At 45.3% G+C, this 15,834-nt stretch carries 16 protein-coding genes; 9 read left to right on the top strand and 7 right to left on the bottom strand.

Annotated elements, in window-relative coordinates; translation table 11 throughout:
- Positions 1-13 precede the first annotated feature (13 nt).
- Entirely contained in the window at positions 14-2,176 is a 2,163-nt protein-coding gene (locus K1Y79_RS08315) for a hypothetical protein (RefSeq protein ID WP_220249513.1), read from the bottom strand.
- Between the two features lie 133 nt (positions 2,177-2,309).
- Between K1Y79_RS08315 and K1Y79_RS08320 the strand changes: the two genes are divergently transcribed.
- The gene (locus K1Y79_RS08320) at positions 2,310-3,374 is read left to right on the top strand and encodes an isoaspartyl peptidase/L-asparaginase family protein (RefSeq protein ID WP_220249514.1); all 1,065 of its coding nucleotides are present in this window, start codon (positions 2,310-2,312) and stop codon (positions 3,372-3,374) included.
- Between the two features lie 107 nt (positions 3,375-3,481).
- Here the strand turns inward: K1Y79_RS08320 and K1Y79_RS08325 are convergent, their stop codons facing one another.
- Together K1Y79_RS08325 and yiaA are read right to left on the bottom strand one after the other, a co-directional pair.
- On the bottom strand, positions 3,482-3,814 hold the full coding sequence (locus tag K1Y79_RS08325; protein ID WP_220249515.1) for a DUF4870 domain-containing protein: 333 nt from the start codon (positions 3,812-3,814) through the stop codon (positions 3,482-3,484).
- An 83-nt stretch (positions 3,815-3,897) separates the two neighbouring features.
- Entirely contained in the window at positions 3,898-4,323 is a 426-nt protein-coding gene (yiaA, locus tag K1Y79_RS08330) for an inner membrane protein YiaA (protein ID WP_220249516.1), read from the bottom strand.
- Positions 4,324-4,443: 120 nt separating this feature from the next.
- Here yiaA and speD point away from each other — a divergent pair, with 120 nt between their 5' ends.
- From speD to K1Y79_RS08365, 7 genes are read left to right on the top strand one after another with little or no spacing between them, the layout of a single operon-like run.
- Positions 4,444-4,797, top strand: a complete 354-nt coding sequence (gene speD, locus K1Y79_RS08335; RefSeq protein WP_220249517.1) for an adenosylmethionine decarboxylase — start codon at positions 4,444-4,446, stop codon at positions 4,795-4,797.
- Between the two features lie 5 nt (positions 4,798-4,802).
- On the top strand, positions 4,803-6,704 hold the full coding sequence (locus tag K1Y79_RS08340) for a DUF4178 domain-containing protein (protein ID WP_220249518.1): 1,902 nt from the start codon (positions 4,803-4,805) through the stop codon (positions 6,702-6,704).
- On the top strand, positions 6,694-6,981 hold the full coding sequence (locus tag K1Y79_RS08345; RefSeq protein WP_220249519.1) for a hypothetical protein: 288 nt from the start codon (positions 6,694-6,696) through the stop codon (positions 6,979-6,981). Before K1Y79_RS08340 ends, K1Y79_RS08345 begins: the two co-directional genes overlap by 11 nt.
- Before the next feature lie 18 nt (positions 6,982-6,999).
- Positions 7,000-7,203 (top strand): DUF350 domain-containing protein, encoded by a 204-nt coding sequence (locus tag K1Y79_RS08350; protein ID WP_220249520.1) that lies wholly within the window; start codon positions 7,000-7,002, stop codon positions 7,201-7,203.
- Between the two features lie 12 nt (positions 7,204-7,215).
- Positions 7,216-8,742: a polyamine aminopropyltransferase gene (locus K1Y79_RS08355; RefSeq protein ID WP_220249521.1), complete on the top strand. Its 1,527-nt coding sequence runs from the start codon at positions 7,216-7,218 to the stop codon at positions 8,740-8,742.
- A gap of 3 nt (positions 8,743-8,745) precedes the next feature.
- Complete coding sequence (locus tag K1Y79_RS08360) at positions 8,746-10,356, top strand: NAD(P)-binding protein (RefSeq protein WP_220249522.1); 1,611 nt, start codon at positions 8,746-8,748, stop codon at positions 10,354-10,356.
- Positions 10,353-11,426, top strand: a complete 1,074-nt coding sequence (locus tag K1Y79_RS08365; protein WP_220249523.1) for a hypothetical protein — start codon at positions 10,353-10,355, stop codon at positions 11,424-11,426. The genes K1Y79_RS08360 and K1Y79_RS08365 overlap by 4 nt, the downstream gene beginning before the upstream one ends.
- On the opposite strand, the gene K1Y79_RS08370 is transcribed toward K1Y79_RS08365, so the two are convergent.
- Positions 11,404-12,615, bottom strand: a complete 1,212-nt coding sequence (locus K1Y79_RS08370) for an ATP-binding protein (RefSeq protein ID WP_220249524.1) — start codon at positions 12,613-12,615, stop codon at positions 11,404-11,406. The genes K1Y79_RS08365 and K1Y79_RS08370 overlap by 23 nt on opposite strands.
- Before the next feature lie 111 nt (positions 12,616-12,726).
- Between K1Y79_RS08370 and K1Y79_RS08375 the strand changes: the two genes are divergently transcribed.
- Positions 12,727-13,140, top strand: a complete 414-nt coding sequence (locus K1Y79_RS08375; RefSeq protein ID WP_220249525.1) for an ADP-ribosylation/crystallin J1 — start codon at positions 12,727-12,729, stop codon at positions 13,138-13,140.
- 26 nt (positions 13,141-13,166) lie between these two features.
- Here the strand turns inward: K1Y79_RS08375 and K1Y79_RS08380 are convergent, their stop codons facing one another.
- From K1Y79_RS08380 to K1Y79_RS08390, 3 genes are all read right to left on the bottom strand, one after another.
- Positions 13,167-14,075, bottom strand: coding sequence for a hypothetical protein (locus K1Y79_RS08380; protein WP_220249526.1), 909 nt, complete (start codon positions 14,073-14,075; stop codon positions 13,167-13,169).
- Positions 14,072-15,322 carry a coiled-coil domain-containing protein gene (locus K1Y79_RS08385; protein ID WP_220249527.1) on the bottom strand — a complete coding sequence of 417 codons (1,251 nt, stop codon included), beginning with the start codon at positions 15,320-15,322 and terminating at the stop codon, positions 14,072-14,074. Before K1Y79_RS08385 ends, K1Y79_RS08380 begins: the two co-directional genes overlap by 4 nt.
- Positions 15,323-15,476: 154 nt before the next feature.
- Positions 15,477-15,818 (bottom strand): YegP family protein, encoded by a 342-nt coding sequence (locus K1Y79_RS08390; RefSeq protein ID WP_220249528.1) that lies wholly within the window; start codon positions 15,816-15,818, stop codon positions 15,477-15,479.
- Positions 15,819-15,834: the final 16 nt, after the last annotated feature.

Consider the following 15,834-nt stretch of genomic DNA (forward strand, 5'->3'; position numbering starts at 1 on the left):
GTGGATGATCAGTTTAAGGCATGGGATTCAGTCCTTCCCACATGACCCGCCATTTACCATTGTCGGGTATTCCTGGCAATGCCTCTTTACAGCCATCATATCCTGCACACATCAGGGCGATAGCCGACAGCAGACCACCATTTCCAGGCAGATACATGCGCAAACGGCCATCCTGGTAATTGTGGCCATTCGTCAGCCAGGTATTGGTCTGTACCGGCATGAAGAGTGCATCCATTGCTTTATCAGGTAATCCCAGGCGGGTAGCAGTCATGGCAGTAAGCGGAAAATCCCAGCCCCAGGTTTCCTGCCAATTCCAGGACGTCCATATCTTATTAAAGGTCCGATGCATGACAGCCGTGTCTACATAGGGACGAGCGGGCAGCATACCCAGCGCGCCAAATACAGCCGGATGATCTGTCATATATGGAGGATGGGTGTAAGAATCAGGGGCGCTCTCAGCTGCCAGATAAAGGCCTTGCTGCTGAGGAAGCGGTGAAAGGCTGTCGAGCACATTATCCCAGCGTTGATTACGGGGCAATCCCAGGCGGGTACGCCATTCCTGCGCAACAGATAAGCCCCAGCGCCAGTAGGCCAGCTCGAAAGTAGCATTGAAGGTACTCTCGGGTTTAAAGCGTTCCTGTGCCGGTATCATGCCGGGTCCCAGGGTATAGCGCTGCCGGGCACTGTCAAATGCGGGGTAGGAAGCCATAAAATCTGCCGTTGCAAATACAAGGTCTTTATATTTATTAAGAGTGCCCTTATCGTGATAGTGCCGATAGAGCAATTCAGACATATATATAAAATGTGGTTGCTGCCATAAAAGGAATGCGCCTACAGAAGACGGGCTTTCATTGCCGGCGGGGTCTGTCATTTTCTGCCAGCGGATGCCCTCATAGCCTTGACGTTTAGCAATTGCTGCTGCTTTACCGGCAACAGTTGTATACCAGTTCAGTCCTTTCTCCAGCATATCGGGGCGCCCCCAGAGAGCAAAATGGACGGCATGCCACCAGTGCATTTCCAGGTGTGGTTTGCCAAACCAGCTGTTATAGGTAAGGCCGGTTTCCTGTGGAGGTACTGTTCCAGCACATTGTACTGCCATCAGGTATTGGGAAAGGATAATTCTTCTTTCAAGTTCGTTAGCCCGGGGGTCCGTGCTACCTGAGCAATCGACTGCGCCTCCGCTTTGCCAGAAATGCTGCCAGTGATCTTCACTAAGCATGCGCACAGTGCCGAAGTTAGGCACATTGCGATAGGCAGGCAGCTGCTCACTGAAACGGAAGCTGCATTCAAGAACACCGCCGGCAGCGGCAGGCGTAACGAGGTGATCGTGACGTTGCTGTTGTGTTACGGTGAGCGCTTCAGTACCTGATACCTTTAAGTAATAGCGGTATTTATCAAGCGTATGTTCCATCGTGAAGGAACGCTGATCATAGTCGATAATGCGGGAAGTATGCCTGTCGGGAAACTCCCTGTTCACACCCGCATCAGTGAATGCGCCGGTGGGATACGGGAAGCGGACCCGCAGTTTGATACGACCTTCTTTCAGCAGGGCAGATGATATCTTTACACCGATGACGTCAACCTCGGGATGAACAGCAGTCTGTACTTCTACGGGAACCCCTTCTACGGTGAAGCGGCTTTTAACGACGCCATTCCAGAGATCCAATTGCTGGTTCACATCTTTTATATCCGCGAGGGTACAGGCCGTACCATTTTTCAAGGTAATATACAAGCCGATATTGCCCAATTGCAGGCGGTGTACATTCTGGCGGAACCAATCGGAGGCTCGTTTATGCCTATCAGGCGTATTCCATTGCACCGCATAGGTAACATCTCTGTTGTTGAGGTGATATGTTTTCAGACTTTCTTCAAAGCGATAACCAGCGGTATCAGTAAAGCTATGCCATCCCCATTCAGACTGTGTACCCAGGGGGATGCCCTGTGCATATGCCTCCGGATAGGATTGCATACCAGTAATATCTACGGTATAGGCAAAGGCACCATTGCCCAGCGTCAATGCCGAGAGAGAATCAAATTTGTTGTTAGTTACAGTATGTCGCTGTACTAATGCCATACGGTCTATACGCTCCTGGCTCCTGGAAGAGGAGGTGATCAGCAGCAGAGAGACATAAAAAGAAAGCGCGATTAGCCGGGCGGATATGCTATTACTCATCATCGTGGAAACACATTTCGATAAATGTATGTAAACGTTTGCGCAAAAACGGATTATTAATTTCCAATATCTAGGCTTACAAAGTATCCCATGGTGTCCTACTAACAACTGGAGCGGATTTTATAATTTAGTCCGTATGAAAACAATTTCCTTTCTACTATCCGCCACCTGGATGCTTGTAGTATGCAGCAGTCTGAGGGCAGGCACCAGCACTATATGTGCACATGAAGACAGTATCCGCCAGGAAAAATATGTACTGGTTATCCATGGCGGGGCCGGTACTATTCTGAAGAAGAATATGACCGCACAGAAGGAGGCTGCCTACAAAGCGGGGCTGGAAGATGCGTTAAAAGCAGGTTATAAAGTGATACAGGCAGGCAGGAGTAGCCTGGATGCGGTTGAAGCTACGATCAGGGTACTGGAAGATAATCCCTTATTTAATGCCGGAAAAGGCGCTGTATTTACTCATGATGGACGGAATGAAATGGATGCCGCCATCATGAATGGAAAGACGCTGGAGGCCGGGTCAGTAGCAGGGGTGACAGTCGTCCGCAATCCGATCACAGCAGCAAGAGCCGTAATGGAGAAATCTGAACATGTAATGATGACAGGTAGTGGCGCAGAGCAATTTGCCAGGGAAGTGGGACTGGAGATCGTAGATCCTTCGTATTTCCGCACACAGGAGCGTTGGGAGGGGCTACAGAAAGCGCTACGTCAGGATTCGCTTAAAAGTAAGCTGGATCATAGTTATCAGCCGGCGGGGAAACTGGGCATAGAAAATATTGATAACAAGTTTGGTACGGTGGGAGCGGTCGCGCTGGACAAAGCAGGCAATCTTGCAGCCGGAACGTCTACCGGTGGAATGACTAATAAGAAGTATGGACGAGTGGGTGATGCACCTATCATCGGAGCAGGTACATATGCCAATAATAAGACCGTAGCTGTTTCGTGTACAGGTTGGGGAGAGTATTTTATCCGTTGTGTGGTTGCCTATGATCTGTCAGCACTGATGGATTATAAGGGTTTAAGCGTAGAGGAAGCGGGAAAGGCGGTGATAGATAAAGTAGGCAAATTGGGTGGCAATGGCGGATTGATAGCGCTGGACAAAGATGGCCATGCGGCACTTCCGTTTAATACTGAAGGTATGTACAGGGGAATGGTGAGTGCCGATGGCAAAATCACCATAGAGATCTATAAATAAGACTGAGGTCCGGGTAGCCCCAGGACGGGGCTCCCGGTATTCTTTTTCAGTTAGTATAGGGTATCAGGATATAGTCAATTAGTAACGGCTAAAGATCCATGAACAGATCAGTTCAAAAAATTAAACCTGTTCTCAAACAATTTTCCAACTCCGGGGACAGGGCTTAGAATTTCTTTTGATGCAGCAACTGCACCAAAAGTCATTAAGACCAATGGAAGAAGGCCGGCAACCGCTAATATTGAGCCTATTGACGGGATGATTGCTGAGATAATCTGAATACCAATCCACAGAATCGCAGCGAATATAAATATGCCCAGGGCCTGGTTAAGGTGGTACTGTACAAGCCTGCTTTTCACAGGGCTATTTCTGTACCGGACATAGGTATATATCCATCCGATCAACGTGATGTAGGCAATAATAGCCAACGTTTGGTTTTTCATAAAAGATATGGTTTAAATTTTGGGCGGATAGGGACGAGTATTGCTACTACAGCCTTTCCGTTTGCCATCAATATCAGGGTGGGTTACCTTTCAGAAGTTGTGTCTATGGTCGTGTTACTAGCTTTTGCGGCTTGAGTATCACGTGTATTCTTTTGTACGCTGATAGCACCAAAGATGCTCAGCAGGAAAGCGAAGGCATAAAACCCTTTTTCACTTGGCAACAGTGTCGCATTCCAGAGGCCTACAGTCAGCAGAACGATACTGAGTAGGGTGGATACCCAGGCGATACCGTAGTAGATATCTGTAACCGGGATTCCTTCAAGGCGGTCTCTAACACATTTCTGTACAGAAACACCTGCAAACAGACCATACATCAGTATGGTAAAATAGTAGCCTTTCTCATTGAGTTGCATTTCTGCGTTCCACAATCCAATGATATAACCTAACACTCCTATCAATAATGCGAGCCAGGAGGTAGCAATAAAGGCAAGCGATGGTTTTTGCTTCATTTGCGTTGTGAACTGATTACGAAATCAAAAGTAGCGCAAAATAGTGCTGCCCGGAATAGCGGTTTTCAGGTATAAATCGTCAGGATTCATTATTTTGGCAGTGAATTATCCGTGATACTTATGCACTACAACAAGGGGACCCACCTAATCGCGACCCTATATACACCTGAGCATCAAGCACTTAATACATTTGAAGCCTTTAGAACGCTGGCAGATGGCCTTATTAAGACCCATCAGTTACAAAAACTGGGGGAAGTGTATCATAATTTTAGCCCCCAGGGCTATACGGGCGTGGTATGCCTGAGTGAAAGCCATCTTTCCATTCATACCTGGCCGGAACATGGTAAAATCAATATAGACATATACCTGAGCAATTATCTCCGGAATAATGATGGTACGGTAGATAAGATATACAGCGCGATCAAGGATCATTTTAATGCGACTGTCGAACAGGAACAATTCCTCAAACGCTAAACAAAATGCCCGTGCCTACATCTACCTATCCATGCCCTTCCTGTAGTCGTACCATTACCTTTACATCACCTCATACTACCGTCAAAGTATGTGAGTGTGGTACCGTTATCAATAAAATGGGAGATGGCAGTTTTATTCCCAGACCGTTTCACACTATTGCAGACAAAGCTTCGGTTATTGCACCCGGTACCCACGGACAGTGGAACGGAAAGACGTTTACAGTTCTTGGCCGATTCCGTACCTGGAATGAAGAGACCGTTATCAATTACTGGACTATCATCTTCCAGGATGAAAATCCAGCCTACCTGGTAGAAGGGTATGGTATATATGCCATTCATCTGCCCAGACAAACACCATCAGAGCTGAAAGGAGATGTGATCAGGAACCTGAAACCCGGCAATAAAAAGGTCCTGAATGGGGAAGAGTATATGCTGCTGCGCAAGGAAACCAGCAGAAAGTGGGATGTGGAAGGTGAACTGTATATTCCGGAATGTAATACGACATTCCTGACCTACGACTTTTCCAGTGCCTCAGGGAATATTATTCATATCATAGAATACTGGCCACAGGTACAACCAGCATTTGAAGTACACTATACCACTTTTTCCGCCCTGTCACTAACGAACAAACGACCATATGAAAACAATGGAATGACATTCCGCTGCCAATGCGGTAATGTCATTCAGGTCAGCACCTTCCCATATGCACAAAGTGCAGCCTGCGGCAATTGCAGCCAGCCATATGTATATAAAAACCTGCTGGATTTCACTCCTGCCACATATAATAAAAAGGCAAAGCCCAGCCCAAGTATCACACCTGGCGCTGCCGGTATGATCAAAGGGATCAACTATAAGGTGATCGGATATATTATGAAGGAAGAGCGAAATCCTCATAAGGCAAGGTGGACGGAGTATACATTATTCAACGAGCAGGAAGGTTATGCTTTCCTGAGCGAATTTGAAGGCCACTGGATCTACCTGCGGGAATACGGGAAAACGCCGGTTCCACAGGACATGTTGACAGAAGGTTTCCGGTATGAGGGAAAAGAATATGACCTTTTCAACTCCTATAGCTTCAGCGTAATCAGTGCGCAGGGAGAATTTCCTGCTAATCCGTTTAATGATGGCAGCGTACAGTGCTGGGAGTTCATCTCCCCTCCTATTATGTGGAGCAGGGAAGAAAGTGCAACCGAAGGTATTGCCTGGTTTAAAGGGCAACATGTTACTGACAAGGAATTACAGGAAGCATTCGGAGATGCTGCAACTCTGCCTATAAAACTTGGTACCGGCGCATTACAACCTAACGGCTATGTCAATCTGAAAGACATGGTAAAGTATACCCTTGCAGCTGTTGCCATACTGATACTGATACACCTTTCAGTGGCCAGTGTCAATGAGCGGAAGTTACTGGTTGACAATGAAGTTTATTTTAACGATTCCACAAATACCCAAACATCCGTAGTAGGCGATGTATATCTGAATAAAAGCAGCAGCAATGTGATGCTGGAAATCAGTTCTTCGCTGGATAATACCTGGGTGGAAGTAGAAGCTACGCTTGTGAATAAGAGTAGTGGTAAAGAATACAGTGTGAGCAAGGGCATTGAATACTACAGCGGTATGGACGACGGCGAGAGCTGGTCGGAAGGTAACAGAAAGGCAGAAGTATACATGAGCAGCATTCCCGGAGGCGACTACACCCTGCAACTAACAGCTATGCGTGATGCATCATTCCGGCCTGCACACTCTTACCATGTTACTGCTTACTACAATGTATCCAGTATGCATAACCTGTGGATCTGCCTCGGACTGTTACTGATATGGCCGATATTCAAGTACATCACAACTTATTACAGCGAAAAAAGACGCTGGTCTAATAGTCCATATTCAAGATTTAACTATGACTCATAATAATATCGACCTGACTAAAAAGGGGGATGAACATCCTGACAGAGAAACGAATGATCAGGATAACAGCCGGATCAATCTGGACAAGTATAAAGCCGGTCTGGACAGGATCAATCCATTCAGACCAGAATCTTCACTACATCCTTTCCGGTGGTTCCTGCTGATTGTTACCTTGCTGGGAGGCATGCTGCTATACTCTGACAACAGGGGAATGAGACTATTGTCCGGCTCAGGTCAGCAACAATGGAATCCATCTGGCCCACGGGCATATCACAAATAACCTATTAAACAACCTAATATGACAAACGCCTTTATCAACTCTATCTTGTATTCCTTTGTCGGTATTGCTATCCTGGTAATTGTTTTCGTACTGGCAGAAATCCTGACACCGAAACACAATCTTCGTCAGGAGATCCTTGAAAAACAGAACATGGCCTTAGCGGTACTGGCTGGCTTCTTTATGCTGGCAATATCTATCATCATTGCATCTGCTATTCATTAAGTAAAAGAAACAATGTCTAAAAAAGAAAGCGGCGCACAGTGGCTGTTATTGACGGCAGTATTTGTTATTGCCACCTGTGGATTAATTTATGAACTGGTAGCCGGCACCCTGGCATCTTACCTGCTGGGTGACAGTATTACACAGTTCAGTACTATTATTGGCGTGTACCTGTTTTCAATGGGAATAGGTTCTTTCCTGTCCAAATATTTCAATACAAACCTGCTGGCATGGTTTATCAGGATAGAGTTACTGGTAGGAATGGTAGGAGGCTTTAGTTCGGCACTCCTATTTATTGTATTTCCAATGGCAGCATCTTTCAGGATCATCCTGTATGCCATTGTATTGATTACGGGTGTTCTGGTTGGTCTGGAAATACCCTTGCTGATGCGTATACTTGAAAACAAGGTCGCATTTAAGGAACTGGTAAGCCGTGTATTCACATTTGACTACATCGGCGCATTGCTGGCCTCCCTGATCTTTCCACTCCTGCTGGTACCACATCTTGGACTGATCCGTACTTCCCTGTTTTTTGGCATTATGAACGTCGGGGTAGGCTGGTACCTGGCGTATAGATTCTCGAAAGACATACGCCAGGGAGCCCTCCTGAAAGTAACAGCCATCCTTTTACTTGCAGCACAAGTAGTTTGTTTCGTCTTTTCTGAAAAGATCATGAGCTTCAGCGAAGCCTTGACCTACGATGATAATGTTGTGTATTCTACCTCTACACCTTACCAGCGTATTGTTATCACTAAAAACAAACATGAACTGCGGCTATTTCTGAATGGGAATCTGCAATTCAGCACAGCTGATGAATACCGTTATCATGAAGCGCTGGTACATCCTGCCTTTTCATCACTTAGTAAGCCTGAACAGGTGCTGGTGCTGGGTGGTGGCGACGGACTGGCAGTCAGGGAGATACTGAAGTACCCTACCGTACAGCAGGTGATCCTGGTAGATCTTGATCCGGCTATGACACAGTTGTTCTCGCGGCAACGTATGCTGGCCAAGCTAAATGATTCATCGTTACTCAATCCTAAGGTACGGGTCTATAATGCGGATGCATTTACCTGGCTACGTAACAATAAGATCCGGTTTGATGCGATCGTTGTTGACTTTCCTGATCCTTCTAACTTTTCCATTGGGAAATTATACAGCACCTCCTTCTATCAGCTACTGAAACATGCATTACGTCCTGACGGAATTGCAGTCATTCAGAGCACATCACCTTTTGTAGCCCCTAAAAGTTTCTGGTGTGTGGATACAACACTACGTGCCGTAGGTTTACATACAGTAGCATACCATAACTACGTACCTTCTTTCGGAGAATGGGGGTATATCATGGCAACACCGACACCTCCACAGGAATGGTTCGGCCATCTGCCATCACCATTAAAATACCTTAATCCTACTACCCTGCAACAGATGCTGACGTTCCCAGAGGATATGAAAGCGCATCAGTTGCTGGACATCAATAAACTCAATAACCAGGCACTGGTAAAATACTTTGAAGAAGAGTGGGGAAAATATCTTGAACGATAAGATATGCGGAGAAGATCATTCATACAATGCATAGCAGGACTCACTGTAGTGAGCAGCTTCCTGCCGTCCTGCCAGCAACAGCGGGTCATCAGCGGTAGTATAATTGGCGCTAGCGCACATACAGGACACCTTTTACGGGATAAGAACTTTGCCGCGCCGGTAACTGTAACAGAACATTCTGTTGTTGTTGTAGGTGGCGGTATCAGCGGCTTATCAGCAGCTCGGCAGCTACACCGGCAAGGCATTACAGATATGGTTATACTGGACCTTGAAAAGGAAATGGGCGGTAATGCCGCCTGCGGAAAAAACCAGATCTCTGCTTATCCCTGGGGAGCGCACTATGTGCCTATTCCTAACAACGACCTTACGGCATACATAGATTTCATGCGGGAATGTGGGGTGGTTACCAGTCCAACGGATGCACCGCTGCCGACGTACCATGACTATTACATCTGTTTTGACCCCGAAGAGCGGTTATATATCAACGGGCAATGGCAGGAGGGCTTAGTACCGCATTATGGTGTGCCGGACGCAGAAAGGAAACAGGTACAGGCATTCCTGCACCAGATGCAGGTATTCCGGGAAGCTAAGGGCCAGGATGGAAAAGACGCATTTACCATACCTATGGACAATGCCAGTAAAGATCCGGCTTTCACAGCCTTGGACACCATCACCATGAAAGAATGGTTACACCAGCAGGGATGGACAACACCCTATCTCCAATGGTATGTTAACTACTGTACCCGCGATGACTACGGCACCAACTACGACGAGATCAGCGCCTGGGTAGGTATACAGTATTTTGCCAGCAGGAAAGGGAAAGGCGTTAATGTAGAACATCAGGATGTACTGACCTGGCCGGAAGGCAATGGCTGGCTAGCAGGTCATCTGAAAAAAGAACTACAACCTTATTTTCATAACGAAGCGCTGGTAGCAAGGATACAGGAGGAGGACGGCAAGTTATCTATCGACTACTTTGATGTCAAGGAAAGCCGTCTAAAAAGAATCAGGGCGCAACAGTGTATCCTGGCAGTACCGCAGTTTGTAGCAGGCAGAATATTACAGGATGAGGCCCGTATCAGGAAAGTACATCAGCACATTCAATACAGCCCCTGGATGGTCGCCAATCTTCGTGTCGGGGATCTGGAAGAGCGGACCGGGTTTCCTTCCAGCTGGGATAATGTGATCTATAATAGTCCGTCGCTAGGGTATGTAAAAGCCACTCACCAGCAGGTAACACAGGAAAAAGCTGTCAGGAACCTCACTTACTACCTCCCGTTAACGGGCGGTCAGCCGGCGGAAGAAAGAAAGGCAGCAATTGAACGTACCCATACAGAATGGGTAAAGATGATAGTAAACGACCTGGACAAAGTACACCCCAACATTGCGGAAGCCATTGAAGAAGTGAATATAATGATTTGGGGGCATGCAATGTCCAAACCAGTGCCAGGTATGGCCCACGGTAATATCAGGCAGGAACTGGCCGCTTCAGTTAATAACCGTTTGCACTTTGCACATACTGACCTGGCGGGTAACAGCCTGTTTGAAGAGGCATTTTACCAGGGATTATCAGCTGCTCAAAAAGTCATTACACAATTATCCGGTAAGATATGAACAAGCAACCATGGATAGGCAAGCCTTGGACAGACAGTGTTTTTATACTGTTACCTCCGTTTTTCAGCCTGCTGGTCATCATGCTCTTCCCTACCCTCTTTCAAAACAACAAGAGCATGCCGGATGCCAGTTGGGTAATATTGGTATTACTGATAGACGTAGCGCATGTATACAGTACATTGTATAGAACCTACTTTGACCCGCAGGCATTGAGTACACAGCGATTCCTTTTATGGATCATACCGGCAGTCAGTTTTATCGGTGGCATCCTGATCTATGCATTTAGCAGCCTGTTATTCTGGCGGATACTGGCATATGTCGCTGTCTTCCACTTTGTGAGACAACAGTATGGATTTATGAGAGTATATAGTCGCCAGGAAACTACAGGAAGCATCAGCAAAAAGATTGACAACATTACAATATACACCGCCGCACTATATCCGATGGCATACTGGCACCTGAGCGGACCGCGCAATTTTAACTGGTTTGTAGAAAATGACTTTATATATTTTGAGTTCACCTTGCTCAGGGATATACTTAGCGTGGCATACTTTATTATCGTGGGTATATATGTAGCTAAAGAGGTGTACAATGCCATCACCACCCGGACGTTTAATATCCCTAAGACGGCAATTATTACGGGTACACTTGCATCCTGGTATTTTGGCATTGTGTATTTCAACGGAGATATGGCCTTCACCTTACTTAACGTGGTGAGTCATGGTATTCCTTATATGGCCCTGATATGGATCTATGGCCAGAAGCAGCATAAAGATCCGGCGGGAAGCAGCTCTTTTCTGAGACTGGTATTCAGCAGGTACGGAGTTGTCGTTTTCCTGCTGCTGATTTTCCTGTTTGCCTTTATAGAAGAAGGTCTCTGGGATGTAACCGTATGGCAGGAGCACGCAACCGTATTTGGAACAGCCCACCTGTCCACACCTGATATAGACCAGCAATTGCTGAGTGTTATTGTGCCACTACTGGCACTACCGCAGATTACCCATTATATACTGGATGGGTTCATCTGGAAGATTAAAAAAGATGAGTTTAAGTGGAGTAATGAGCGCTGACCAATGAAAGTAACTCGTCTTTCTTACCAGTTTGCAGTAGTATATCTATCATCCCGATATACACCCGCTGTTGCTCTTTATTGAGTCCCTGGAACAGTCTTGGTTCTGTAGAGAAGAAGCCCTTAAGGAACTTCTTCAGCTCTCTGCGATTACCTGTATCGGGGAGTATACCATTCTTTTCGTAGATGTCTATGAGTTTTACAGCAGCCTCTCCCTTCAGAAAAGACTTCTGCCTGGTGCTTACCAGTTTATGCAGGTATTTCATCAGGTCACGGAAAACAATATGAAGCTTTGTCTTTTCAAACATGTTGAGCGTCTGTTCCGCATCAGCAGGATTGAAAGCATCAAAGTATCTGGATTCTATGTATACGCTGTGATAGAAACCAATAGCGTTATTATTGAAAGAGGTGAGATCTTTAAAAACTTCTGACTGTCCTGAATTGAGGAAATAGAAGAAGAACTTATCCCCTATCCTTTCGGCCCACCTTACAAAGGTGATTCTGAAATAGTACTCCGCACCTTCGGCATCCTTGAGGGAGAGTACTTCCGTATCATTTTCTGCAATAGCGGCAACATAATCAACAGGTATACCATTAATACGTATCTGGTATTCCTTTTCCCTGTTCAGCATCAGGAACCACCCAAATTCACGAATCAGGAAGCTTTTAAACTCATCTGATTCAAATGAAAAACCGGATACTTCAAACAGGTCATAAAAAGTAACTGTAGTACCTGTGTTTGCTTTAGCTGTTTTCTTCCTTCCTTCAGGTTCATAAAAGTCTTTCGTGTTCCGGCTTATTGTGATGCCATATTCCATCATATCTCCGGACTTGTCATCTTTATAAACAGTGTGCCATACGGCACGACCGCTGAAAGCAGAGAAAGAGAAGCGGCCACGACCTTTGTTTCCTTTTATGAAAGAGGATGACTTTTGAAAAGACGCTTTTTTGATTGAGTCATTAAAATGACCAAAAGTCTCTGCAAGCAGGTCATAATCAATACCTGTTCCGTTATCTGTAATCGATAAGCTATGGATAGTATCTATTTCATTAGATTCAAAATGTATGTCTATGACAGAAGCCGTCGCATCAAATCCATTCCAGATATATTCTGCCACAGCTTCCATATAGTCTTTTGGAAGTCCGGAAGATTGTATCCCCGTATCAGTAACTGACACTTTCTCTTTCATTTTCAACTAATTTTACATACTATTTACTCATTCCTGAAGTAAATTAAGCATTTTGTTTACGTTAAAAGGAAGGTGCAACTATCCGGCCAAGATACATTTACATTAGCTAAAATGAAGACAACAACCCTTTACAGACCTACAGGGCTTAAAGAACTGGAACTGATTGCAGCAACTGATTTTAAGCATTTTCCGCCCAGATTATCCTGGCAGCCGATATTCTATCCAGTATTGAACCAGCAGTATGCAGAACAGATTGCGCTTGAATGGAATACGCAGGACGAAGGTTCGGGCTATTGCGGTATAGTGACCATGTTTGAGGTGGATAGTACGTTTCTGGAACGATATGAGGTGCAGAATGTAGGAGACGGATCACACAATGAGTTGTGGGTGCCGGCAGAAGAACTGGAGCTGTTCAACCAGCATATATCAGGAGACATTATTGTGGTAAAGGCCTTCATTGGAGAGCAGTTTGTAGCACCTGCCGATGAAAGACTGGCAGCAATGATTGTATCACGATCTATATAGACCTGTGATACAATCATTGAATCAGGTTAGCCCTTTAGAAAGGCGTCAATCCTTGTCTTCGTGACATGAGGGAGGTCGCTATTCAGGATTTTCCACCTTTTTACTTTCATTTCTCCGAACCACTTATCCAGTACCTTCCGGAGGACATCTTCATCATTTTTATGCTGTGCAGATGGGGTTATTTCAAGTACCAGCACTTCCAGCTGATCCAGATCTGCACGTTTGCTGATCAGTCCAAAGTCGAGGGCATCAATCCTGGCGGCCCAGTCAGAGGTATTGCGTAGTTTATATTTGGACAATAGCTCAGGTAAGAGATAAGCATACCTGTTTCCGCTGGTATCTTTTGAGTCCTTGTGATAGAGATATCCATCAGTGAATATGACCAGGATATTGCGATAAGAAGAGTCGGGGTCAATAGCGATATCCACATCGTTCTTAAAGAACCTCCATATATCTGACCCCGGCCAGGAAGCCTGCCTGATACTTGTACGATAGATGTAACTGATATTCTCTGCAATGGTATTGCCCAGCGTACGGAAGATCTCCTTCTTTTCAGCCGGTTGCAACCTGGAAAGGTCCACACTTAATTGCTCTGCAGCTTTGCTGATACCAGCATCGGGTGGATTAGGGGAAAATATAATACGCATCTTCCCTTGTGCAGCATGCAAACTCTGAGCGGATATCTGAGCTCTGAAGAAATTTGCGAGGTAATTGATAAGAATGCTGTCTCTCTCGAAATGTTGCGGGATATCTTTACTGCTATTGGGGTCAATCCTGTCAGATAAGTCAAGGAGAATAGACAGATTCAGCTGTTTTTTTAAATGGGGTGCGTCCTGCCCTTTTGAAGATGCAGGTCCATTTATGGGAGCCGGCGTTGGTGTTTCAGAAACACAGGAGGTCAATAACAGTAAGCATAAGGTCAGATAAATTTTCATTGATCTTGTATTTTAGGGGTATTAGCAGAAATAGTATTTACATATTCAACTACGACAGTCTCTGCGGTGTGCAGTTCATCAGCTGACTTGCCGGCACCGCTCATCCAGGACAGCCATCCGGCCATAAAGCTATACAGACTGGTTTCAAACTCACCGGGAATGATGAAACCTGCCAGGCTCTCCTGTAACTTTTTTATTTGTGTTTTGGCATCATCAATATGGTGATTCATCTTATCAATTTCTGTATTCATTTCGACTGTCTGTTTATTTACATCTTCTATCTGCCTGTCTTTTTCCTTTAAGGCTACCCTGACCTTATCCATTTTAGCGTGAGCAGCCAGTACAAAGTCAAATACAAATCCCCAGATAAGGTATACCACAAATCCAGCGAAGATGATCAGCCAGAAATTGATAGCGCGCATTGCTAAGAGAATGGAATATTCAGGCATATCGTCAATACTGCCTTTCCTGACTATTTCATATATCTTCTCAGTAATCTCATAGGCAAGGATGGCGTCAAAGATGAATGTCACGCTAATGAGCAGGCCTATTTTGAAGTATTTGCTCATATTCTGCTCTTCCTGTAATTTATGGATGAGATATCCTAAACCCAGAAACACCGAAGGAATAGTGATAATCAACATTAATTCGGTTACACCGTCTTTCAGCGATTGGGATAAGGCTTTAGCATCGAATATTGATTTCACAACTCCCACATTGGTCAGGGTAAACTCTTTAAAAAAGGTAGAATAGGATGCGGAGCTATAAAATACGAACAGGTACAATGTTAGCGAGGCAAGGATGAAACATCCTACATAGAAACTTGGCTTACCGGTAAGATCCGCTACTATCTCTTGCGGGTGTTGCCTCAAATGCCGTTTTTCTTCCTTTAGTATGTCTGTTCTACGCCTCATTTCGGGAAGGTCTTCTTCTCTGATTTTACGTATCCTGTTCGTCCATCGTTCGATATCTCCTCTATATTCTTCAACTTTCACCCGTAAGGGGCGCTTCAGCTCCTCTTGTTTTTCCTGATCGTTTTTAACCTGTTCCTTAAAGTCGAAGTATATTTTTTGCAGACATACTCTTAAGCCTGCAATTGTACCGGCCAGCAAAGACGCCTGGTGGTAGCCATATTCCTGATAGGTAATTTCTTTTCTCCTGGTTACTGCAGTATCCTGGTTTTCTGGGGGTTCAGGCAGCGTGTCGTTTACGGCAAACAAATCTTTAGTGATCTTTAAAAGACCCATGGTTCAGATAGTTTAATAAGTGGGATAATACTGGTTGCGGGGAACGTTTATCGGGAAGTCTTAATATTTCAATAGGGAGGGATAAACAGGACCGGCAAGTCATACACTGAAATACAGACATGATTCGCCGGTATGCATGCTGACATTCACATTATCACGTCAGATCCTCAGTAGTTGCCTCGGGGGCATTTCGCCTTACGGCTTCAATACCCTCGTCACGGCTATAGGCGGAGGGATAGGTCTCACTGCGACCAATGATTTCGCCATTCTCTGCTTTGAGCACGAAGGAATAACTGTCTTTTTCACTATTGAACCTGCGTTCATATTGCTTATAATAGGGAGCGTTTCTTTTGATGGAAGCGATGCTGTGTACAGCGGCATGTTTTGAGGTATAGCTTTCACTTCCCAGTATTTTTTCCCCATTACCGGCTTTGAGGTTAAAGAAGTAGTCATTCTTTCCTATACCGGAGAAAAGTTCAAATTTGGGATTCTTCATGTTATTGGAATTTTGT

Origin of the sequence: Chitinophaga rhizophila, from assembly GCF_019492185.1 — a bacterium.
In the GTDB taxonomy this organism is placed as follows: domain Bacteria; phylum Bacteroidota; class Bacteroidia; order Chitinophagales; family Chitinophagaceae; genus Chitinophaga; species Chitinophaga rhizophila.